Genomic DNA, 21,581 nt, shown 5'->3' with positions numbered 1-21,581 from the left:
ATCCCATGTTCACGCTTGCCACCTGGAACATCAATTCGGTCCGCCTGCGCGAGGGCCTGGTCGCGAGATTGCTGCGTGACGAGGCACCTGACATCCTGTGCCTTCAGGAATGCAAGTCGCCGGTCGAGAAGATCCCGCTGGACCAGTTCCGGGCGCTTGGCTATGGCCACATCGTCGCGCGTGGGCAAAAGGGCTATAACGGCGTTGCGATCCTGTCGCGCCTGCCGATCGAGGATGCGGGCGACCGCGATTATGCGCAGCTTGGCCATGCGCGCCACGTAGCGGCCCGGCTGGAAAACGGTGTGGTGATCCACAACCTGTATGTGCCCGCCGGCGGCGACATCCCCGACCGCGAGGCAAACGTGAAATTCGGGCAGAAGCTGGATTTCCTGACCGAAATGCGCGACGTCTTTCACGCCGACAACCCGCGCAGGTCGATCCTGGTGGGTGATCTGAACATCGCCCCGCGCGAGGATGACGTCTGGTCGCACAAGCAGCTTCTGAAGGTCGTCAGCCACACGCCGATCGAGGTGGATCACCTGCTGGCCGCGCAGGATGCGGGCCAATGGGTGGACATCACCCGCAAGGACATTCCCGACGGCCGGCTCTATTCGTGGTGGAGCTATCGCGCCCCCGACTGGAACGCGGCCGACAAGGGGCGGCGGCTGGATCACGTCTGGGCCAGCCCCGACATCGCCAATGCCGGTCATGGCAGCCGTGTCCTGCGCGACGTTCGCGGCTGGGACAAGCCCAGCGATCACGTGCCGGTCTTTGCCAGCTTCGATCTGTAAGCGCGGCAGACCCTTTCGCTTGGCACGATCTGGCCCCATATTGCGGGCAACGAAATTCGATCCGAACCATCCGGGGCCGACATGACAATGCTTTTCGATGGCGCAGCGACCGCGCCCAAGACCGACGATTTCATCAAGGACGTGACCGAGGCCGATTTCATGGCCGAGGTGGTCGAGGCGTCGATGCAGGTGCCGGTGATCGTGGATTTCTGGGCGCCGTGGTGCGGCCCCTGCAAGACGCTGGGCCCGCAACTGGAGGCCGAGGTCACGCGCCACAAGGGACGCGTCCGCATGGCCAAGGTCAATGTCGACGAGAACCAGATGATCGCCGGGCAGCTTCGCGTGCAGTCGATCCCGACGGTCTTTGCCTTCTTTCAGGGCCAGCCCGTCGATGCCTTCCAGGGCGCGGTGCCGCAAAGCCAGGTGAAGCAATTCGTGGACAAGCTGGCGGCGATGGGCGGGGGTCAGGATGACGGCCTTGCCGACGCCCTGGCCGCGGCCGAACAGATGCTGGAGGATGGCGAGGCCGGCGATGCCGCCGAGACCTTTACCGCCATCATCGGCGAAGAGCCCGAGAACGCCGATGCCTGGGGCGGCCTGATCCGTGCGCATCTGGCCTCGGGCGATGCCGCCGCCGCCGCATCGACCCTGCAACAGGTGCCCGACGCCGCCGCGAAATCCGCCCCGGTCGAGGCCGCGCGCGCCCAGTTGCAACTGGCCCAGCAGGCCGAAAGTGCCGGGCCGCTGGGCGAATTGCAGGCCCGGGTCGAGGCCGATCCCGCCGATCAGCAGGCGCGGCTGGAATACGCCACCGCACTGCACGCGGCCGGTCAGGTCGAAGAGGCCATCGACGTGCTGCTGGAGAGTTTCCGCCGTGACCGCGACTGGAACGATGGCGCGGCCAAGGCGCAGTTGCTGACCATCTTCGACAGCCTCAAGCCCACCGACCCGCTGGGCCGGCGTGGCCGCCGGCGCCTGTCCTCGATGATCTTCGCCTGATCTGCGAACTGATGGGATTCCGCTTCGATCTGCCGCCCCGCATTCCGCTGTTCCCGCTGCCCGGCGCGGTGCTGATGCCGCGTGCCAAACTGCCGCTGCACATCTTCGAGCCGCGCTATCTTCAGATGATGGAGGACGTGCTGAAGACCGATCACCGCCTGATCGGCATGGTCCAGCCCGAAGGCGACGGGCTGGCCACGATCGGCTGCGCCGGCCGGGTCATCGCCTTTTCCGAATCCGATGATGGACGGCTGATGATCTCGCTCAAGGCGGTGTCGCGGTTCCGGCTCGCCGATATCGAGGAAGGTTTCGCGCCCTATCTTCAGGCCCATATCGACTGGACCGGCTTCGATCGCGACCTGAAAGGCCCCGAGCGGGATCCGGGTCTGGATCGCGAACGCCTGTTTCCGCTGCTGCAACGCTTTCTGTCGCAGCACGAGCTGTCAACCGATTGGGGCGCCGCACAGGAGGCCGAGGACGAGATGCTGGTCAATTCGCTGTCGATGATGCTGCCCTTCTCGAATTCGGACAAGCAGGCGCTGCTGGAATCGCCGACCCTGGCGGATCGGCGCGAATTGTTGCAGGGACTGATCGAATTCGCGCTGCATGGCGGCGGCGACACCGAGGAACGGCTGCAATGAGCGATCTCGACCACCCCGGCTTCGACCGGCACATGCTGGAGGCGCTGGTCTGCCCGGTCAGCCACGGTCGGCTCAGCTATGACGCGACCCGGCAGGAACTGGTGTCGCAGACCGTCGGGCTGGCCTTTCCGATCCGTTCCGGGATCCCCATCATGCTGATCGACGAGGCGCGCCAGATCAAGGCGGATGACTGAGATGCAATCGCCCCGCGCCGTCCCCAACACGGTCCGCGCCCGTCGCGCGCGTCCGCCCCTGCCCCGTTGGGTGATCGGGGTTATGGTGCTGTGCACGGTGATCGAGGCCGCCTTCTGGCTGGCCCCCCTGGTCGGGCTGGGAGGCCTGCGCCGCGCCGCGGATTTCCTGGGCGGCTTCTGGTCGCCGGTCTTCTGGGCCGGTCACGGCATCTATCCGTTTCAGCCGCTGGTGATGTTCGCCAGCTATGGCCTGCTGCATTCCGGGCTGGCCCACCTGGCCATGAACATGCTGTCGCTGATGGCCATCGCGCGCGAATTGAACGTTCTGATCGGCGCGCGGCGCATGTTTGTGGTCTATGTCGTCAGCCAGATCGCCGCGGCCCTGGCCTTTGCACTGATGGCCCCCGATGCGGGCCCGATGATCGGCGCCTCGGGCGCGATCTTCGGCCTGGCCGGGGCGCTGATCGGCCATGCCGCCGTGGCGGGCTGGCGCCTGAATCGCCCGCTGGGCCAGTTGTGGCGCGGCGTGGCGCTGATCGTGGTGCTGAACGTGGCGCTGACCGTGCTGATCCCCTCGATCGCCTGGGAGGCGCATCTGGGCGGCGCCGTCACCGGTCTGATGATGGGCGCCTTCACCGGCCATCGCGCGACGCGCCGGCGCTGATCATGCCGGCTTCGGGCCGATGTCTTCCGGTTCGGGCGCGGGATCGGCCGGCGCGGCCCTCGGGCCTTGCGCATCTTCCCGTTCGTCAGGCACGCCGTCGCTGCCGACCAGCCGCCGCATCGCGGCGCGGAAGATGTCGGCCTTGCTCCATGCCAGCGTCGCCGCAGTCTCGGTCCCGTCCGCCTGCGCCAGATGCTCGGCCACCAGCCGGTGGCCCAGCCCGTAGCCGGTCCATTTGCGCAGGTCGCCCTTTCCGAAGAACCAGCGTGCATGGTCATAGCCCAGCCGCGCCCATTCGTTCATCGCCGCCCGCGCCGCCCCCGAGGCCGGCGTCACCGCATCCCAGGGATCGGGTTTTCCGTCCAGAACCTGCCGCACGAAATGCCCCGCCAACCCTTCGCTGACCAGCGCCTCGCCCAGCGATTTGCCATAGCCCGGCCCGTCCCAGCGGATCAGATGGTGGAATTCGTGAACCAACGTGCGCAGCATCAGGCCGGAATCGAATCGGTCGGGGTTCAGGCTGATCTGGATCAGCCCCGGCGCCGGGGCATGGCCCCCGATTCCCCATTCCGGAATGACATCGCCGCCCGCGCGCACGATCAGATCGAAACGCGGCAGATCGGCGTGGCCCTGCGTCCGGGCCACCGCGTCCCGCAGCGTGGCACGAAGCTGAGGCATGATGCGCGTCAGATCATTGCGCGCGTTCAGAAGATGAATGTTCCAGACCGTCATGGCAGGTATTTTCGCAGGTTCGAAAGCGACGCGCCAGCGGCAAGCGGCGCCAGGCAGCGGTCATCGGCAAGGTTGCGCAAGATGACGCCAGTGACACACCGACCCATCAGGCGAGGAGGTCCTTGGGTCCGGCCGTACCGTCCTGATCAAGCCGCACCTGGCGAAAGGCTCACATCTCGGGCACCAGGACCTCGCGCTTGCCGACATGATTGGCGCTGCTGACGACGCCCTGATCCTCCATCTGCTCGACCAGCCGCGCGGCCTTGTTATAGCCGATGGCCAGCTTGCGCTGGATGTAGGAGGTGGAACATTTGCGGTCCCTGGCCACGATCATCACCGCCTGGTCGTAAAGGGCGTCATCGCCGTTATCGCCGCTGCCAAGGCCCAGCACCGCGTCGATATCGTCGGCCTTCTCGTCATCCGGGCCCTCGACGACGCCGGATTTGTAGCTGGGCGGGCCGAAGGATTTCAGATGGTTCACGACCTCTTCGACCTCTTCGTCGGAAACGAACGGCCCGTGGATGCGGTTCACGCGACTGCCGGTGCCCATATACAGCATGTCGCCCTGGCCCAGCAATTGCTCGGCGCCCTGCTCGCCCAGGATGGTGCGGCTGTCGATCTTGGAGGTGACCTGAAAGCTGATACGGGTCGGGAAGTTGGCCTTGATCGTGCCGGTGATGACATCGACGGAGGGGCGCTGCGTGGCCATGATCAGATGGATGCCCGATGCCCGCGCCATCTGCGCCAGACGCTGGATGCAGGCCTCGATTTCCTTGCCGGCGACCATCATCAGGTCGGCCATTTCGTCCACGATCACGACGATATAGGGAAAGGTCTCGGGCTGGAACTCCTCGGTCTCGAAGACCGGCTCGCCGGTATCGTCATCGAAACCGGTCTGGACCGTGCGCTTGAACATCTCGTTCTTCGACAGCGCCTCGCGGACGCGGCCGTTGTAGCCCTCGATGTTGCGCACCCCCATCTTGGACATCTTGCGATAGCGTTCCTCCATCTCGCCCACGACCCATTTCAGCGCCACGACGGCCTTCTTGGGATCGGTGACGACGGGCGACAGCAGATGCGGGATACCGTCATAGACCGACAATTCCAGCATCTTCGGGTCGATCATGATGAGCCGACATTCATCCGGCGTCAGCTTGTAGAGCAGCGACAGGATCATCGTGTTGATCGCCACCGACTTGCCCGAACCGGTGGTCCCCGCGATCAGCAGATGCGGCATCTTGGCAAGGTTCGCCACGATCGGATCGCCGCCGATATCCTTGCCAAGCGCCAGGGGCAGCGGCTGCGTGCCGTCGCCAAAGGCGCGGCTGGCCAGAATCTCGCGCAGGATCACCTTCTCGCGTCGCGCATTGGGCAGTTCGATCCCGATCACGGTGCGTCCCGGCATGGTCGAGACCCGCGCCGACAGCGCCGACATGGATCGGGCGATGTCGTCGGCCAGGCCGATCACGCGGGATGCCTTCAGCCCCGGCGCAGGCTCCAGTTCATACAGCGTGACGACCGGACCGGGCCGCACCTCGGTGATCTGGCCCTTGACGCCGTAATCGTCCAGCACCGCCTCCAGCATCCGGGCGTTTTCCATCATCGCCTCGTCGGAAAGCTGCAACCGCTCGATTGTCGAAGGCGCGGTCAGCAGAGAGAGCGGCGGGCGCTCATAGGCGTCGGGATTGTCGTCAAAGGACAATTGCGGCTCGGCCTCGGCGCGGGCCTGCCGCGAGGCGGGCACCGGCTTGCGCGGGGGCGTAAGCTTGCGCGCGTGGCTTTCGCCAAAGGGCGCGGGATCGGCCGCATCGGCGGGGGCGGGCGGATCGCCCGCTGCATCGGGGACGGCATTCTCGCGCACCAGCCTGCGGGCAACGGCGGCCAGCACCGAGGATTTGGCCGAGCGGCTGCGTATCGCGTCGCTGATGCGGCCGCTGACCTCGTCGGCCGAGGGCGCATCGCCGTCGTAATCGGCGTCGCGTTCGATCAGTTCGGGTTCGGGCAGTTCCGCGTCGAGATCACGATGGCCGGCCTCGCTGCCCGGCTGACGGCGGGTCAGGATCGGTGCACGCGCGGTTTTCGCAGGCGTCCGGGGTGCCGTGGCCTGCTTGTCACGGGCCCGCCGCGCGATCCCGGCCGAGGCGCGCGCGCCGCGCCCGGCCAACCGCATGGCCGTGTCATAGGCGGTGATCAGCCCGATCAGAAACCGCCGCCACAGCGCGCGCAGTTCGGATCGTTCGAATCCCAGCACGAAGGCGATGGCGATGATCGCGGCCAGCGCCAACACCAGCGCGGCCAGCCGGATGCCGATCTGAGCCTTGACCGGCATCAGATTCAGCAGCGCGCCCATCACCATGTCGCCGAAATGCCCGCCAAGGCCGTAGGTCTGCTGCCAGGCTCCGTGCGGCACGACGGTGCTGAAATAGACCGAGACCAGCGCCACGGCGATCGGCGTGAAGATGCCGCGCATCAGCCGGTCTTCGCCCCGGTGCAGCATCAGCCGCAGCCCCCAGACAAAGGCCGCCACGACCAGCATCCACGACCCGTAGCCCGCGATCATCATCAGCGGCGAGGCGATATAGGCACCGATACTGCCCAGCAGGTTTTCCGCCGGCTCGTCAGTCGCGGAAAGAAAGCTGGGATCATCCGCCGACCAGCTGCCCAGCATCATCGCGATGATGACGCCCAGCACGACAAGCCCGGCCCCGGCCAGTTCCTTGCCACGCCGTTCCAGCGCCGCCTGCGTGTTCCGGTCGAACAGCGGATCGCGTTGTTTTGCCTGCCAGCTTGCCATCCCTCTACCCTTCCCCGGCCTCATCCGTCATCGTACAGCACGTCGCGCAACCGCGTCAGCGCGGCGTCCGTCGCCTCTGCATCCGCGACCAGCGCCACCCGCACAAAACCCTTGCCCGGATTGAACCCATCCACCTCGCGCGACAGATACGCCCCCGGCAGAATCTGGATTCCCACCCGCGACCACAGCTTTCGGGCCGCGGCCTCGCCATCCTCGACCGGCAGCCACAGGAAAAAACCGCCCTGGATCGGCCGATAGCCCGGAACATTGCCCAGGATCCGGTCGGCGATGTCGTATTTCTGTCGATACAGCGCCCGGCTGGCCTCGACATGCGCCTCGTCGCGCCAGGCCGCCTCGGCCACCTCTTGCAGCGGCAGCGGCAGCGGCGCGCCGGCAAACGAGCGGAGCTGCCGCAAAAGCCGGCTCTGCGTCTCGCCGGCGGCGACGAAGCCCGACCGCAGGCCCGGCAGGTTCGAACGCTTGGACAACGAGTTGAACACCACCACCCGGTCCGTCAACCCCATTGCATCGGCCACTTCCAGCGCGCCGGGCGGCGGCGTGTCACGGTAGATCTCGGAATAGCATTCGTCGGAAAAGACGAGGAAATCGTGCTGATCCGCCAGCCCGATCAGCCGTTCCAGATAGGCGCGATCGGCGATCGCGCCCTGTGGATTGGCTGGCGAACAGATGAAGGCGATGGCAGTCCGGTCCAGCAGATCGGCCGGCAGCGCGGCATAATCGGGCAGATCGCCGGTCTCGGCGATGGCAGGCACAAAGATCGAATCGGCCTGGACGGCCGCCGCCGCGGCCGCATAGACCTGATAGAAGGGATTGGGCGTCAGCACCGCCGGGCGCTGTCCGTTGCTCAACTCGGGGCACAGGGCAAGGACCGCGTTGAACAGCCCCTCTCGGGTGCCGTTCAGCGCCATGATCTGCTGCGGCGGCACCGCGACGCCATACCGCGCCCCGATCCAGCCCGAGATCGCCTCCAGCAGGCCGGACGTGCCCTCGTTGACCGGATATTTTGCGAAACCGCCGATGCTGGTCGAGATCGCATCGGCGACGAAATCGGGCATGGCATGGCGCGGCTCGCCGATGGTCATCACCATCGGCGCCGTGCCGGGCGGCAGGCCGGGTTCGATACCCGACAACAGCGCCCGCAAACGCGGAAACGCGTATTCCGGCAGGTTCGAGAACCGCTCGGGGATTGCCATGTCTGCCTCGCTCTCGGGGTCTGTGCCCCGTTCATTACCCGCGACATTAGCGTCATCAATCGCTTGCGTCCAGCGAAAGCCGGCCCGCCAGCAGCCGCACCGCGCTTCTTCGTTGCCCAAATACCCCTCGACGCGGCCGTCCGCGTGGTCAGGCCCGCAGCGCGGCCTCGGCCCCCGCCGCGACGCGCAGCAGATGCCGGTCGCGCCCGGCATGGCCCATCAGCATCAGCCCGCAGGCCGGCTGACCCGTGGGCAGCGTGACCGAGGGCAAGCCCAGCAGATTGGCGATGCGGGTGTTGCGCAGGGTCAGCATGTTGGCGCGGACGAATTCGGCCTCGTCCTGCATCAGCCTGCCAGCATCGGGGGGCAGGATCGGAACGGTGGGCAGGATCACCGCGTCATGGACCGAGGCGACCTCCTTGATCCACTTGCGCCGGATCCGGGTCAGATGTTCCCAGGCGGCGACGTAATCGGGACCGCTGATCTCGGCACCGCCGCGGAACCGCTCCAGGATCGGCTTCCACATCAGTTCCGGCGCATCCTCGATCTGCGCCCGCCAGATGCCATAGGCTTCGGGCGCGAAAAGCTGCGGCGACAGGGCCATGGCGCGATCCAGCCAATCGGTCGTGACATGGGTGATCGTGGCCCCGGCCCTCGACAGGCGCTGCAGCGCGTCCTCGAAGGCGGTGACCGGGCCTTCCTCGGCCTGATCGAAGGGCAACCCGTCCAGCACCATCAGGCGCAGCCCGCTGACCGTCGCGCCCTCCAGATCGGCGGCGCGGTCGCCCGCCATCAGCGCCAGCAATCCGGCGCAATCCTCGACGCTGCGCGCGATCGGGCCGACCACGTCGAACTTGCGGCACAACGGCACCACGCCCTTTTCCGGCACCGCGTCATGGGTGGGCTTGAACCCGACCAGCCCGTTCCACGCCGCGGGCACCCGAATCGAGCCGCCTGTATCCGATCCGACCGCCGCCGCCGCCAGCCCAAGGGCCACCGAGACCGCGGCGCCCGATGACGACCCGCCGGGCGCCAGCGCAGGATCCAGCGCATTGGGCGGAGTCGCCGTGACCGGATTCAGCCCCAGACCCGAAAAGGCCAGTTCGGTCATGTGTGTCTTGCCCAGACAGACCAGGCCCTCGCGCGCGACGCGCGACAGCACCACCGCATCCTTGCGCGGCACCCGGCCCTCCAGCAGTTTCGATCCGGCCTCGGTCACGGTGCCGCCGCTGTCGATATTGTCCTTCCAGCTGATCGCCACCCCGTCCAGCAGGCCGTGGCGCAATTCGTCCTTGGCGCGGTCATGGGCGGCGACGGCCTCGGAGCGGGCGCGCGCCTCGGTCAGCCGTGCATAGATGCGCCTGCCGTCCGGATGGGCCTTCGCCGCCTCCAGATAGGCTTCGGTCTGGTCGATCGGATCCAGCAGGCCGGCCATGATCGCCCGGCCCTGTTCCATCGCTGAGGCGCGCAGCCAGTCCTTCATTCGGAAGTCCCCATTCAAAAATCGACGGCGATGCCGTTCTTCTCGTAATCGCCGAACCGCACCGGCTCCGCGCCGTCCCGGCCGCCATGTTCCTTGGGCAGGGGCGGCTTTTTCGCGGCCTCCTCGCGGCGGCGGGCCGCCTCGGCCAGCGCGCGCCGCGCGGCGGGGGGAAGGTCTGGACGATCGCTCATGGAAACCTCTGCCGAATGGGATTATGGGTCGCGTCACTCTGTCAGAAACATCTAGGCGAAGGAAAGCGGTTTGGCAAAGCCGGGAACGGATGGGGCGCGCAAGGGCGCGCTGCGGCTGCTGCAAGGCGTGCGCGACAGGCTGTCGCTGGCGGATCAGGCTGGCGCGCTGGCCGCCCTGCCTCCTGCCGATCAGGCCCGCGCCGGGCGCCTGGCGGCCGAGGTCCTGCGTCATCGGGATCGCGCCGATGCCGTTCTGGCGCTGCATGTCACGCGAAAGCCCGCACCGCCGGTCGCCGATGTCCTGCGGCTGGCGACGGTCGAGATGCTGGAACTGGGCGGCGCGGCCCATGGCGTGGTCGATGCGGCGGTGTCGCTGAGCCGCGGCCTGGGCCAGCGCGGACAGGCGGCCTCGGGCATGGTGAATGCCGTGCTGCGCAAGGTATCCCGGCATCAGGGCTGGGGCGATCTGCCGCCGCAGCGCCTGCCCGGCTGGCTGCGCGATCCGGTCGTGGCCGCATGGGGCGAGGACGCGGCCCGGACGATCGAGGCGGCACATCAAACCGGTGCGCCGCTGGACCTGACTCTGAAACCCGGCACGACGTTCGAGGGCGGCCTGGCGCTGCCGACGGGATCGGTGCGGCTGCACGTCCCGGCGCAGGTTTCGGCCCTGCCCGGATTCGCCGAGGGCGACTGGTGGGTGCAGGACGCCGCCGCCGCCCTGCCCGTGCGCCTGCTGGATCCCCAGCCGGGCGAACGGATCGCCGATCTCTGCGCCGCGCCGGGCGGCAAGACACTGCAACTGGCCGCCGCCGGTGCGCAGGTCACCGCAATCGATATCAGCGCGGCGCGGTTGAAGCGGTTGGCGCAGAACCTTGCCCGCTGCGGGCTGGCGGCCGATCTGGTCCGCGCCGATGCGCTGGACTGGCGGCCCGAGACCGCGCCCGACGCGATCCTGCTGGACGCGCCCTGTTCCGCGACGGGCACGATCCGCCGCCATCCCGACCTGCCCTTCCGCCGCGACGGATCCTCCATCGCCGACCTGCTCGGCCTGCAGGCGCACCTCATCGACCATGCGCTGTCGCTGCTGCAAGCGGGCGGGCGACTGGTCTATGCGGTCTGCTCGCTGCTGCCCGACGAGGGCGAAGCCCAGATCGCGGCCGCCCTGTCGCGGCATCCCGGCCTGACGGTCGAGACATCCGCGCTGACGGGAACCGACCCTGGCTGGGTCACAACCGGCGGCGGGCTGCGGCTGCGGCCCGATTACTGGCCAGAGCGGGGCGGGATGGACGGGTTCTTCATGGCAAGGCTGCGCCTGTCCTGATCCGCGCCCGACGGCGGCTTGCGCAAGGTGCCGCAGGCGGGGCGCCGGCCGATATCCCGGCAGCCGCCGTCCGGAAGGCCCGCGCCCGCCTCGCGTTGCATTTCCCCCCGTCCCCGCTCATATAGGGGCGCGAATGCGAACAGCCCGAAGGCAGCCCGAGACATGGTCTATCTGGATTTCGAAAAGCCGCTGGCCGATATCGAAGGCAAGGCCGAGGAATTGCGTGCCATGGCGCGCAAATCCGACAATGCGGTCGATGTCGAGAAAGAGGCCGCGGCGCTGGACAAGAAGGCCGGCGATCTGCTGAAGGATCTCTACAAGAACCTCGATCCGTGGCGAAAGACCCAGGTCGCGCGCCATCCCGACCGGCCGCATTGCCGCGACTATGTCGAGGCGCTGTTTTCGGAATACACGCCTTTGGCGGGCGATCGGGCCTTCGGTGACGACCACGCGGTGATGGGCGGGCTGGCGCGGTTCAACGACGCGCCCTGCGTGGTGATCGGCCACGAAAAGGGCAATGACACCAAATCCCGCATCCACCACAATTTCGGCATGGCCCGGCCCGAAGGCTATCGCAAGGCGATCCGGCTGATGGACATGGCCCACCGCTTCGGCCTGCCCGTGATCACGCTGGTCGATACGCCCGGCGCCTATCCCGGCAAGGGCGCCGAGGAACGCGGGCAAAGCGAGGCCATCGCCCGCTGCACCCAGAAAAGCCTTGAAATCGGCGTGCCCCTGGTCAGCGTCATCGTCGGCGAGGGCGGCTCGGGCGGGGCGGTGGCCTTCGCCACGGCGAACCGGGTGGCGATGCTGGAACATTCCATCTATTCGGTGATCTCGCCCGAGGGCTGCGCCTCGATCCTGTGGAAGGATGCCGACAAGATGCGCGACGCGGCAGAGGCCCTGCGCCTGACCGCGCAGGATCTGAAGAAGCTGGGCGTGATCGACCGCATCATTCCCGAGCCCGTGGGCGGCGCACAGCGCATGCCCGCGACCGCCATCGCCGCCGTGGGCAAGGACATCGCCGCGATGCTGAAGGATCTGGCGGGCAGGAAGCCCGCCGATCTGATCAGGGACCGGCGACAGAAGTTCCTGTCCATGGGGGCCTCGTCTCTGGCCTGACGGAGGGCCGAAGCCATCATCCGCCGTCGATGCGATCAGGCCGCCGCTGTCGCGTCACAGGGCCGGTCGAGAACCCGGCCGCAGCCTTTTGCGCGTCGCGACCCGCCCTATTCCGCAGCCGCACCCGAGGCGATCAGCGCCGCGATCTCGTCTTGGGAATATCCGGCCTCGACCAGCACCTGCCGCGTTCCGCCGCCCAGTTTCGGGACCGGGCGATGCACCGCGCAGGGTGTCGCGTCCAGCTTGATCGGAAAGCCCAGAACCTTCAGCGCCGGGCCATCCTGCAAAGGCGCCTCGATCACCATCTGCTGCGCGGCGATCTGCGGATCGGCAAAGACCTGCGCCAGATCCTGCACCATCCCGCAGGGCACCCCGGCGGCGTTCAGGACGGCCAGCCAGTGATCGCGGCTGCGACCCTCCATCCGACTGTCGATCAGGTCGCGCAATTCCTCGCGCGCCGCCATCCGCTTGCGGTTGGTGTCATAGCGCGGATCGGCCATGACCCAGCCCAGATCCAGCGTGTCCAGGAACCGCTGCAGGATCTGGTCATGCGAATTGGCCACCGCGACCTGTCCGTCGGCACAGCGAAACAGCCCGTAGGGATACACCAGCGGATGATCGTTGCCGGTCCGCTGCGGCACCGCGTCGGTGGCGAAATATTCCGATGACAGATAGGCCATCAGGCTGAGGAGCCCGTTCACCATCGCCACCTCGACCGCCTGACCCTGGCCGGTCCTTTCGCGTCCGATCACCGCCGCCAGCACGCCAAGCGCCGCATAGATGCCCGCGACCAGATCGCTGATCGGCGCCGCCGCCCGCATCGGCGGCCCGCCCGGTTCGCCGTTCACGCCCATGAACCCGCTCATCGCCTGGGCGATGAAATCGAAGGCGGGCCGATCGACATAGGGGCCGCTGCTGCCATAGCCGTTGACGCTGGCCACGATCAGCCGGGGGTTCAGCGCCTTCAGCGCCCCCGGATCCAGCCCCATCCTGTCCAGGGTGCCGGGGCGGAAATTCTCGACCAGCACATCGGCCCCGGCCAGCAGGCGGCGCAGGACCATCTTGCCCTCCTCGCCATAGAGATCCAGCACGACCGAGCGCTTGTTGCGGTTGAACCCCGCGAAATAGCCCGAATGGCCGTCGGTCATCGTGCCCTGTGCGCGGACCGGATCGCCCTTGGGCGGCTCGATCTTGATCACGTCGGCGCCCAGATCGCCCAGAATCATGGTGCAGAAGGGCCCCGACAGTACGCGGGTCAGGTCGATGACGCGCAATCCTTCCAGCGGACCTTTCACCGGTTCAGCCATTGGCGGTCCTGACGCTGTCCATCCGGGCGGTCTGCAGGCGTGGCCCGGCCTTCATCACCTGGCCGGGCAATTCCCGGCCGACAGCGGTCTCGGCCAACTGCGCAGCCGCGATCAGCCGGTCCAGATCGGTGCCCGTCGCGACGCCGCTTTCGTGGAACAGATAGACCAGATCCTCGGTCGCGACGTTGCCTGTCGCGCGCGGCACGAAGGGGCATCCCCCCAACCCGCCGATGCTGGATTCGTAGTGCGTCACGCCCAGCGAAAGCCCGGCATAGGCGCAGGCCAGCCCGACGCCGCGCGTATTGTGGAAATGCAGAGCCAGATCGACGCCGGGCAGAACCGGGCGCAGCGCCTCGATCCGCTGCACCACCAGTGCGGGCGTGGCCATGCCGGTGGTGTCGCCCAGCGTGATGTAATCCATTCCCAGATCGCGATAGGCTGCGGCCTGATCGATCACCGCGGCCACGTCCACATCGCCCTCGAACGGGCAACCGAAGGCAGTGGCAATGGCGCCTTGCAGCGCGACGCCGGTGCCCTGGGCCAGCGCGGCAATCTCGGCGAAACCCTTCAGCGATTCGGCTCGGCTGCGGTTCACGTTCTTCAGATTGTGGCTTTCCGAGGCCGAGGCGAACAGCACCATTGCATCCACGCCCGCCTCGATTGCCGCCGCCGCGCCGCGCGCATTGGGCACAAGCGCCGTCAGATGCGCGTCCTGGCGGTCGCGGAACGCGGCCATCACCTCGGCGGCATCGCGCATCTGCGGCACCGCGCGGGGCGAGACGAAGGATGTCACCTCGAACCGCCGCAGCCCGGCATCCAGCAGCGCCTGGACCAGCGCGATCTTGCGCTTTGTCGGCACGAAGGCCGGCTCGGATTGCAGCCCGTCACGCGGCCCGACCTCGGTGATCACGGCACGATCGGGAAAGCCCGCCACCCTGTTCTGCATCCGAACCCCCTTTGTTGGCCAACAGCGTTGCAATTGAATGCCAGACCGGTATACCAACGGATGGGGAGGCGTCAATGACGGCACAGACGAGCATCGGCGAGACGAACGGCGACCGCGATCTGCTGTCGCGGCTGCGTTTTGCGATCCTGTCGCTGGATCTGGTACCGGGCGAAGCGATCAGCGAACGCGCGCTGGAGGCCAGGTTCGCGGTCTCGCGCACCCCGATCCGCGAGGCGCTGTTCAATCTGGTCCGCGACGGGCTGGTGGTGCGCGAGGGGCGCAGCTATGCCATCGCCCCCTTCGACATCGACGAGATCGACGAGGTTTTCGCCTTTCGTGACATCGTCGAGCCGCAGGCCGTCAGGCTGGCCGCGCGCCTGGCGCAGCCGGACGAGATCGTCGCCATTCGCCACAGCATCAATTTCAGCCATGACGAGTTCACGCCGGAACGCTGGCTGGACATGGCTCTGGACTTTCATGTCCGCTGCGCCGCCCTGTCGCGCAATCGCTGCATCACGGCGGCGATGCAGGACGTGACCACGCGGACGCTGCGGGCGCGCTGGCTCAGCTTTGCATCCGACGAAGGCCGCGCCACGACGCATCGCGACCACAGCCGGATCCTGGACCTGATCGCTGCGGGCGACGGCGACGGTGCCGCCCGCGCGGTCCTGGCCCATTCCGCCGATGTGCGGCTGGAAGTTCTTGACACGATCCGGAACGCACGACGCTTTATCGGTCGTCGCGGAGTCGTCGGCGGCTAGACGAACCATCATCATCATCGAGGGAGGACAAGGATGATCTGGAAACTGAACGGATTGAAGGTCGCGGGGATCGGGGCGGCGATGCTGTTCGCCCTGCCCGCCCTGGGCGCCGAATGCATCGCCCCGGCCGATCCCGGCGGCGGCTGGGACTTTACCTGCCGCGAGGTCGGCCGCCTTCTGTCCGAGGAAAAGCTGGTCGACGGCAACGTTCAGGTGACGAACATGCCGGGCGGCGTGGGCGCGGTGGCATGGGCCAATGTGGCCTCGAAGCGGGCCGACGATCCCGAATTGATCGTCGCCACCTCGACCGTCGGCGTGACGCAGATCGCGCAGGGCAAATACCCCTCGGATATCGGCACGATGCGCTGGCTGGCGATGCTGGGCGCCGATGTCGGCATCATCGCGGTCGCCAAGGACAGCCCCTACGAGTCGCTGGACCAGCTGCTGGAGGCGCTGAAGGCCGATCCGGCCTCGGTCGTCACCTCGGGTTCGACCGGGGCGGGCGGCTGGGATCATATCCGCCTGATGATGCTGGCGCAGGCCGCGGGTATCGAGGATCTGACCGGCATCCGCTGGGTGCAGTTCGACGGTGGCGGCCCGGCGGTGACGCAGATGATGGGCGGTCAGGTGCAGGTCGTCTCGGCCGACCTGGGCGAGATCAAGGGCTTTGTCGAATCGGGCGATATCCGGGTTCTGGCGGTGCTATCGGACCAGCCGGTCTCGGCCTTTCCGGACCTGCCCACGGCCAAGTCGCAAGGCTACGACGTGACCGGCTACAACTGGCGCGGCTTCTATACCGGAGGCGATGTCAGCGACGAGGATTACCAGGCCTGGGTGGACAAGCTGCAAAAGCTCTATGAATCCGACGGCTGGCAGGAAACCGCCAGGTCCAGCGGACTGGAGCCGATCTGGCGCGGCGGCCAGGAATTCGCCGACTATGTCGCCCAACAGGAAAAGGAGATGGCCGATATCTCGCGCCGGATCGGGGTCATTCAGTGACAGACCGGCTGGCCGGACTGGCTTTTTTCGTGCTGGCGGCCGGCTATGTCTGGCTGTCGGCCGGATACACGGCAGGCTTCGGCGATCCGCTGGGGCCTGCCATCTTTCCGCGCGTGATCGGTATCCCGGCCATCCTGCTGGGCCTGACGCTGATCATCTGGCCTGCCCACAACGCCGAATGGGCCGGTTCGGCCGGCCTTGCGCGGCAGGCGGCGGCGATGGCGATCCTGATCGGCTATGCCCTGCTGCTGGAGCCCGCGGGCTTCGTGCCCACGACCTTCGGGGCGGTGCTGGGTCTTGGCCTGCTGATGGGCGCGCCCGTGCTGCCGGGCCTTGCGACGGCCGGTATCGCCGCGCCCGGCCTCTATCTTCTGTTCGACCGGCTGATGGGCCTGCCCCTGCCGTTGCTTGGAACGTGGTTCGGCTAGGATGGACATTCTGAATTCGCTCTGGGCGGGCTTTGCCGTCGCGGCGCTGCCGATCAATCTGGCGCTGATCGTGGGTGGCTGTTTCGCCGGCACGCTGATCGGCGCGCTGCCGGGGCTGGGGCCCGTCAATGGCGTGGCGATCCTGATTCCGCTGACCTTCGCCTTCGGGCTGGACGCCACCTCGTCGATGATCCTGCTGTCGGCGGTCTATTACGGTTGCATGTATGGCGGGCGGATCAGCGCGATCCTGCTGAACATTCCGGGTGACGAGCCCGCGATCATGACCACCCTGGACGGCTTTCCGATGGCGAGGAAGGGTCAGGCGGCCGACGCGCTGGCGATTTCGGGCGTGGCCTCGTTCATCGGCGCGACGCTGGCCACGATCGGGCTGACCCTGTTCGCGCCGCTGCTGGCCAAGGCCGCCATCTATTTCGGCCCGGCGGATTACTTCGCGCTGTATGTGATGGCCTTCGCCACGATCGGCGGCATCACCGGCAGCGATCCCCGCAAGACGCTGCTGGCGGCGCTGCTGGGGCTGATGCTGGGGACGGTGGGCCTTGACCCATCGACCGGGGTGGCCCGCTATACGTTCGGCAGCTTCAATCTTTATGACGGGTTCGATCCGATCGTGGCGCTGGTGGGCCTGTTCGCCATCTCGGAGATCCTGTTCTTCCTGGAAGCCCGGGCCCATGGCGGCGGGCTGGTCCCGAAAGGCAGCGTCTTTCCGCGCTTTTCCCGCATCAGGGAGGGGCTGGGCGCATCCTTTCGCGGCTCGATCATCGGTTTCATCGCCGGTATCCTGCCCGGCGCGGGCGCCTCGCTGGGCGCGGTCATGTCCTACAGTTTCGAAAAGCGGATCAGCGACAAGGGCACCTTCGGCAAGGGCGATCCGCGCGGTGTCGCCGCGCCCGAGGCCGGCAACAACGCGGCCAGCGGCGGAGCATTGATCCCGATGCTGACGCTGGGCGTGCCGGGATCGGGGACGACTGCGGTGATGCTGGCCATGCTGATCTCGCTGAACATCCAGCCGGGGCCGCTGCTGTTCCAGCGCAGCCCGGATCTGGTCTGGGGTCTGGTTGCGGCGCTGTATCTGGCGAATTTCGTGCTGTTGGTGCTGAACCTGCCGCTGATCGGCCTGTTCACCCGCGTGCTGGGCCTGCCCGCCTGGGGCCTGATGCCGCTGGTCGTCGCGATCAGCTATCTGGGCGTCTATGCCATCACCCATGCGGCGTTCGACCTGATGGTGATGGTCGGCTTCGGAATTCTGGGCTTCGTGTTGCGCAAGCTGGATTTCTCGCTGGTGCCGGTGGTTCTGGGCCTGCTGCTGGGCATGGACATGGAAAACAACCTGCGCCGGGCGCTGTCCATCTCGGGCGGGGATTTCCTGATCCTGCTGCAAAGCCCGATCGCGCTGGCGATCTATGCGCTGACGGCGGCCTTTCTGGCCCTGTCGCTGTGGCTGTCGCGGCGCCGGATGATGCCGATCCCCGAAACCGAGGATTAGGCGCCGCCGGGGCGCCGGCCCAGCCCGCCGCTGCGCGAGCGTCGCAGCGACAGGTCAAGCCGGGCCTCGGCCGCCTCGATGCCAAGCACGGCCTCGCGCACGTAATCCAGATGCGTCTGCGCGGCGTTTCGCGCGCGTGCCGGGTCGCGATCCAGAATCGCCTGCGCGATGGCCCGGTGCTGGTCGCGCAGCAAATCGCGGATCGCGGGCAGGGCGAACAGGCGCGCGCGGTTCTTTGTCACGTCGCTGCGCAGATTGCCCGACAGCGCCCGCATGATCTGCAACAGGACCAGGTTGTGGCTGGCCTCGCAGATGTTCTGATGCAGGGCCGCATCGGCCGCTGCCTCGTCGTCGGGATCGCCACCCGCATGGGCCGCGTCGATCCGGTCCAGACAGGCGCGGATCAGGTCCAGATCGACCCGGTTCGCCCGTTCCGCCGCCATCGCCGCCGCCTGGCTTTCGACGATGCCGCGAAATTCGAGGTAGTCGTCGGCCACGTCGGGCCGCGCCTCCAGCAAGGCCATCAGCGGATCCGCGATCGCCTCGCGACCCAGCGACGCCACGCGGATCCCGCGGCCCCTGACAGGCTCCAGCAGCCCGCGATCCGCCAGCATCTTCAAGGCCTCGCGCAGGGTCGGCCGCGACACCTCCAGCGCCAGGGCCAGATCGCGTTCGGGCAGCAGCGCCTCTCCGGGGCGCAGCGAACCTTCGAGGATCAGCGTTTCCAGATGCCGCGCGACAGAATCGGCGGCGCGTTCGGGCTTGATGCTGGGATCGGACATCGGGACTCGCATGATGGGCCGGGCTGGGGCATCCTTTGACGAAACGCTCTGCGCTGCAACCGGAAGACCGGCACATTGACAGCGATGGTCAATTTAATTTACCAAGATTGACCGAAGGGAGGAAGGCCCATGTCCACGATCCTGATGCCACCGCCCGATCCGGCGGTGATCGCCCGCAAGTCCCAGATCGTTGCGGCCCTGCGCGGCGCCCTGCCGGACGACGCCGTGATCGCCGACCTCGAAGAGACGCGGGCCTATGAATGCGACGCGCTGACCGCCTATCGCTGCGCGCCGCTGGCGGTGGTTCTGCCGCGGTCCACCGACGAGGTGGCGGCGGCAATGCGCGTCTGCCATCGCCTGGGGGTGCCGGTCGTGCCACGCGGGGCAGGCACCTCGCTGGCCGGGGGGGCGCTGCCCACGGCCGATTGCGTCGTGATCGGGACGATGCGGCTGAATGCCTTTCTGGACATCGACACCGAGAACCGCTTCATCCGCGTGCAATCCGGCGTCACCAACCTGTCGGTCAGCGCCGAGCTTGAACCCGAGGGCTTCTTCTACGCGCCGGACCCGTCATCGCAGCTGGCCTGCACCATCGCGGGCAACATCGCGATGAATTCCGGCGGCGCGCATTGCCTGAAATACGGGGTCACCACCAACAACCTGATGGGCGCGACGGTGGTCCTTTCGACCGGCGAGATCGTGGAACTGGGCGGCCCCGAATCCGGGCCTGCCGGGCTGGACCTTCTGGGCCTGTTCTGCGGCTCGGAAGGTCAGCTGGGCATCGTGACCGAGGCGATCCTGAAGATCCTGCCCCGCCCCGAGGGCGCGCGTCCGGTCCTGATCGGCTTTGACGACGCCGAAATCGCCGGGCAATGCGTCGCCAACATCATCCGGTCGGGCGTGTTGCCCGTCGCCATCGAATACATGGACGAACCCTGCCTGCGCGCGGTCGAGGATTTCGCCCATGCCGGCTATCCCGATTGCGCCGCCGTGCTGATCGTCGAGGTCGAGGGATCGCCCGACGAGATCGCCGACCAGCTGGCCCGCATCCGCCAGATCGCCGATGCGCTGAACCCGGTCGAATTCCGCGAAAGCCGCAATGCCGACGAGGCGCTGGCGATCTGGAAGGGCCGCAAATCGGCCTTCGGCGCGATGGGGCGGCTGGGCGACTACATCTGTCTTGACGGCACGGTGCCGGTGGGACAGTTGCCCCATACCCTGCGTCGGATCGGGGAATTGTCGCGTCAGCACGGGCTGGAGGTCGCCAACGTCTTCCACGCGGGCGACGGCAACATGCATCCGCTGATCCTGTTCGACGCCAACCAGCCCGGCCAGCTGGAACGGGCCGAGGCGATGGGCGCCGACATCCTGCGCCTGTGTGTCGAGGTCGGCGGCTGCCTGACCGGCGAACATGGCGTCGGCGTCGAAAAGCGCGACCTGATGACCAGCCAATACGATGCCGCCGATCTGGCGATCCAGATGGAGGTGAAGGATCTGTTCGATCCCGGCTGGCTTCTGAACCCGTCGAAGGTATTCCCGCTGGACAGCAGCGCCAGCCACCGCAGCAGGGCCGCCGAATGAGCGAGACGCTGACCCGCGACGATCTGGCCCCGGCCAGCGAGTCCGATCTGACCGGCCTCGTCGCCGATTGCTTTGCCCGGCAGCGGCGCCTGCGCATCGCGGGCGGCGGCACCCGGGTCGAGATGACCATGAACCGCCCGCGTCTGAACACGGCCGGGCTGTCGGGCGTCGTGACCTACGAGCCGGGCGAGATGACGCTGATCGCCCGCGCGGGCACGCCGCTGCCCGACATCCAGTCGATGCTGGCCGCCGAAGGACAGGCGCTGGCCTTCGAACCGCCGGACATGCGTGGCGTGCTTGGGACCGAGGGCACGCCGACGATCGGCGGCGTGGTCGCCGCCAATGCCTCGGGGCCGCGGCGGCTGCGCGCGGGGGCCTGTCGCGATCATCTTCTGGGCGTGCGCTTCGTCGATGGGCAGGGCCGCATGTTGAAGAATGGCGGCCGGGTGATGAAGAACGTCACCGGGCTGGATCTGTCAAAGCTGCTGGCCGGATCCTTCGGCACGCTGGGCGTCCTGACCCAGGTGGCGCTGAAGACGCTGCCGCTGGCCCCGGCCTCGGCCACGCTGGCCTTCCATGGTCTGGACGTGACCGATGCCGTGCGCATTTCCTCGCAGGCGCTGGCGACCCCGTTCGAGGTCTCTGGCGCGGCGTTTCGCGACGGCGCGGCCTTCCTGCGGATCGAGGGCCTGGACAGGCAGGTGGCCTACCGCCGCGACCGGCTGGCGGCGATGTTCGGCGACCGGCGGATCGAGGTTCTGGACGCCGGCGAAACCGCCCGGCTGTGGCGCGATCTGCGCGATGTCGCGCATTTCGCGGGCAAGATGCCGTTATGGCGGATCCTGGCGAAACCCGGCGATGCGCCGGCGATCTGCACCGCTTTGACGGCGACCGGCGGGCAGGTCTCGCTGGATTGGGGCGGCGGGCTGATCTGGTATGCCGGGCCGGGCGACGCAGGGACGGTGCGCGCCGCCTGCCATCGGGGCCACGCCACGCTGATCCGGCGCGCCGGGCTGGACGGGCCGGCCTTTCCGCCGCTTGCGGGCAAGCTGGCGGCACTGTCGGCAGGGTTGCGTCAGGTCTTCGACCCGGCGGGCATTTTCAATTCCGGCCTGATGGACCGCTGA

The 21,581-nt window shown here is 67.6% G+C and carries 21 protein-coding genes; 13 read left to right on the top strand and 8 right to left on the bottom strand.

Annotated features, from left to right (window positions below; translation table 11 throughout):
• Positions 1–5: 5 nt before the first annotated feature.
• From B4A72_RS07465 to B4A72_RS07445, 5 genes are all read left to right on the top strand, one after another.
• Positions 6–791, top strand: a complete 786-nt coding sequence (locus B4A72_RS07465; RefSeq protein WP_292959084.1) for an exodeoxyribonuclease III — start codon at positions 6–8, stop codon at positions 789–791.
• Positions 792–878: 87 nt separating this feature from the next.
• Positions 879–1,790 carry a thioredoxin gene (gene trxA / locus B4A72_RS07460; RefSeq protein WP_414692196.1) on the top strand — a complete coding sequence of 304 codons (912 nt, stop codon included), beginning with the start codon at positions 879–881 and terminating at the stop codon, positions 1,788–1,790.
• An 11-nt stretch (positions 1,791–1,801) separates the two neighbouring features.
• The gene (locus B4A72_RS07455; protein ID WP_292959080.1) at positions 1,802–2,431 is read left to right on the top strand and encodes an LON peptidase substrate-binding domain-containing protein; all 630 of its coding nucleotides are present in this window, start codon (positions 1,802–1,804) and stop codon (positions 2,429–2,431) included.
• Positions 2,428–2,625 carry a Trm112 family protein gene (locus B4A72_RS07450; protein ID WP_292959078.1) on the top strand — a complete coding sequence of 66 codons (198 nt, stop codon included), beginning with the start codon at positions 2,428–2,430 and terminating at the stop codon, positions 2,623–2,625. Before B4A72_RS07455 ends, B4A72_RS07450 begins: the two co-directional genes overlap by 4 nt.
• Position 2,626: 1 nt before the next feature.
• Positions 2,627–3,289, top strand: coding sequence for a rhomboid family intramembrane serine protease (locus B4A72_RS07445; protein WP_292959076.1), 663 nt, complete (start codon positions 2,627–2,629; stop codon positions 3,287–3,289).
• Here B4A72_RS07445 and B4A72_RS07440 read toward each other — a convergent pair whose 3' ends face one another.
• From B4A72_RS07440 to B4A72_RS07420, 5 genes are all read right to left on the bottom strand, one after another.
• Positions 3,290–4,021, bottom strand: coding sequence for a DUF2268 domain-containing putative Zn-dependent protease (locus B4A72_RS07440; RefSeq protein WP_292959074.1), 732 nt, complete (start codon positions 4,019–4,021; stop codon positions 3,290–3,292).
• A gap of 169 nt (positions 4,022–4,190) precedes the next feature.
• Entirely contained in the window at positions 4,191–6,815 is a 2,625-nt protein-coding gene (locus B4A72_RS07435) for a DNA translocase FtsK (protein WP_292978285.1), read from the bottom strand.
• Positions 6,816–6,835: 20 nt separating this feature from the next.
• Positions 6,836–8,029 carry an aminotransferase class I/II-fold pyridoxal phosphate-dependent enzyme gene (locus B4A72_RS07430; protein ID WP_292959070.1) on the bottom strand — a complete coding sequence of 398 codons (1,194 nt, stop codon included), beginning with the start codon at positions 8,027–8,029 and terminating at the stop codon, positions 6,836–6,838.
• Between the two features lie 148 nt (positions 8,030–8,177).
• Positions 8,178–9,512 (bottom strand): amidase, encoded by a 1,335-nt coding sequence (locus B4A72_RS07425; RefSeq protein WP_292959068.1) that lies wholly within the window; start codon positions 9,510–9,512, stop codon positions 8,178–8,180.
• Positions 9,513–9,526: 14 nt separating this feature from the next.
• Positions 9,527–9,703, bottom strand: a complete 177-nt coding sequence (locus B4A72_RS07420; RefSeq protein ID WP_292959066.1) for a DUF1674 domain-containing protein — start codon at positions 9,701–9,703, stop codon at positions 9,527–9,529.
• 70 nt (positions 9,704–9,773) lie between these two features.
• On the opposite strand from B4A72_RS07420, the gene B4A72_RS07415 reads away from it, so the two are divergent.
• Positions 9,774–11,024, top strand: a complete 1,251-nt coding sequence (locus tag B4A72_RS07415) for an RsmB/NOP family class I SAM-dependent RNA methyltransferase (protein ID WP_414692493.1) — start codon at positions 9,774–9,776, stop codon at positions 11,022–11,024.
• A 162-nt stretch (positions 11,025–11,186) separates the two neighbouring features.
• Positions 11,187–12,146, top strand: a complete 960-nt coding sequence (locus B4A72_RS07410; RefSeq protein WP_292959064.1) for an acetyl-CoA carboxylase carboxyltransferase subunit alpha — start codon at positions 11,187–11,189, stop codon at positions 12,144–12,146.
• Between the two features lie 107 nt (positions 12,147–12,253).
• Here the strand turns inward: B4A72_RS07410 and B4A72_RS07405 are convergent, their stop codons facing one another.
• Together B4A72_RS07405 and B4A72_RS07400 are read right to left on the bottom strand one after the other, a co-directional pair.
• Positions 12,254–13,453 carry a CaiB/BaiF CoA transferase family protein gene (locus tag B4A72_RS07405; RefSeq protein WP_292959062.1) on the bottom strand — a complete coding sequence of 400 codons (1,200 nt, stop codon included), beginning with the start codon at positions 13,451–13,453 and terminating at the stop codon, positions 12,254–12,256.
• Positions 13,446–14,399 (bottom strand): hydroxymethylglutaryl-CoA lyase, encoded by a 954-nt coding sequence (locus B4A72_RS07400; protein WP_292978284.1) that lies wholly within the window; start codon positions 14,397–14,399, stop codon positions 13,446–13,448. The genes B4A72_RS07405 and B4A72_RS07400 overlap by 8 nt, the downstream gene beginning before the upstream one ends.
• 74 nt (positions 14,400–14,473) lie before the next feature.
• On the opposite strand from B4A72_RS07400, the gene B4A72_RS07395 reads away from it, so the two are divergent.
• The 4 genes from B4A72_RS07395 to B4A72_RS07380 are packed head-to-tail and all read left to right on the top strand — an operon-like array spanning position 14,474 to position 18,091.
• Positions 14,474–15,160 carry a GntR family transcriptional regulator gene (locus B4A72_RS07395; RefSeq protein WP_292959058.1) on the top strand — a complete coding sequence of 229 codons (687 nt, stop codon included), beginning with the start codon at positions 14,474–14,476 and terminating at the stop codon, positions 15,158–15,160.
• 33 nt (positions 15,161–15,193) lie between these two features.
• The gene (locus tag B4A72_RS07390) at positions 15,194–16,159 is read left to right on the top strand and encodes a Bug family tripartite tricarboxylate transporter substrate binding protein (protein ID WP_292959056.1); all 966 of its coding nucleotides are present in this window, start codon (positions 15,194–15,196) and stop codon (positions 16,157–16,159) included.
• Positions 16,156–16,587, top strand: coding sequence for a tripartite tricarboxylate transporter TctB family protein (locus B4A72_RS07385; protein WP_292959054.1), 432 nt, complete (start codon positions 16,156–16,158; stop codon positions 16,585–16,587). The genes B4A72_RS07390 and B4A72_RS07385 overlap by 4 nt, the downstream gene beginning before the upstream one ends.
• A gap of 1 nt (position 16,588) precedes the next feature.
• Positions 16,589–18,091 carry a tripartite tricarboxylate transporter permease gene (locus tag B4A72_RS07380; protein ID WP_292959052.1) on the top strand — a complete coding sequence of 501 codons (1,503 nt, stop codon included), beginning with the start codon at positions 16,589–16,591 and terminating at the stop codon, positions 18,089–18,091.
• Here B4A72_RS07380 and B4A72_RS07375 read toward each other — a convergent pair.
• Positions 18,088–18,873 (bottom strand): FCD domain-containing protein, encoded by a 786-nt coding sequence (locus tag B4A72_RS07375; RefSeq protein WP_292959050.1) that lies wholly within the window; start codon positions 18,871–18,873, stop codon positions 18,088–18,090. The two genes, B4A72_RS07380 and B4A72_RS07375, sit on opposite strands and share 4 nt — an antisense overlap.
• A 138-nt stretch (positions 18,874–19,011) precedes the next feature.
• Here B4A72_RS07375 and B4A72_RS07370 point away from each other — a divergent pair, with 138 nt between their 5' ends.
• Positions 19,012–20,454, top strand: a complete 1,443-nt coding sequence (locus B4A72_RS07370) for an FAD-linked oxidase C-terminal domain-containing protein (RefSeq protein WP_292959100.1) — start codon at positions 19,012–19,014, stop codon at positions 20,452–20,454.
• Positions 20,451–21,581, top strand: a complete 1,131-nt coding sequence (gene glcE / locus B4A72_RS07365; RefSeq protein ID WP_292959048.1) for a glycolate oxidase subunit GlcE — start codon at positions 20,451–20,453, stop codon at positions 21,579–21,581. Before B4A72_RS07370 ends, glcE begins: the two co-directional genes overlap by 4 nt.

The sequence above is a fragment of the Paracoccus sp. UBA5162 genome (assembly GCF_002413585.1).
GTDB lineage: Bacteria > Pseudomonadota > Alphaproteobacteria > Rhodobacterales > Rhodobacteraceae > Paracoccus.
Note: the sequence above shows the minus strand (reverse complement) of the source record. Positions and strands in the feature narration are given on the sequence as shown.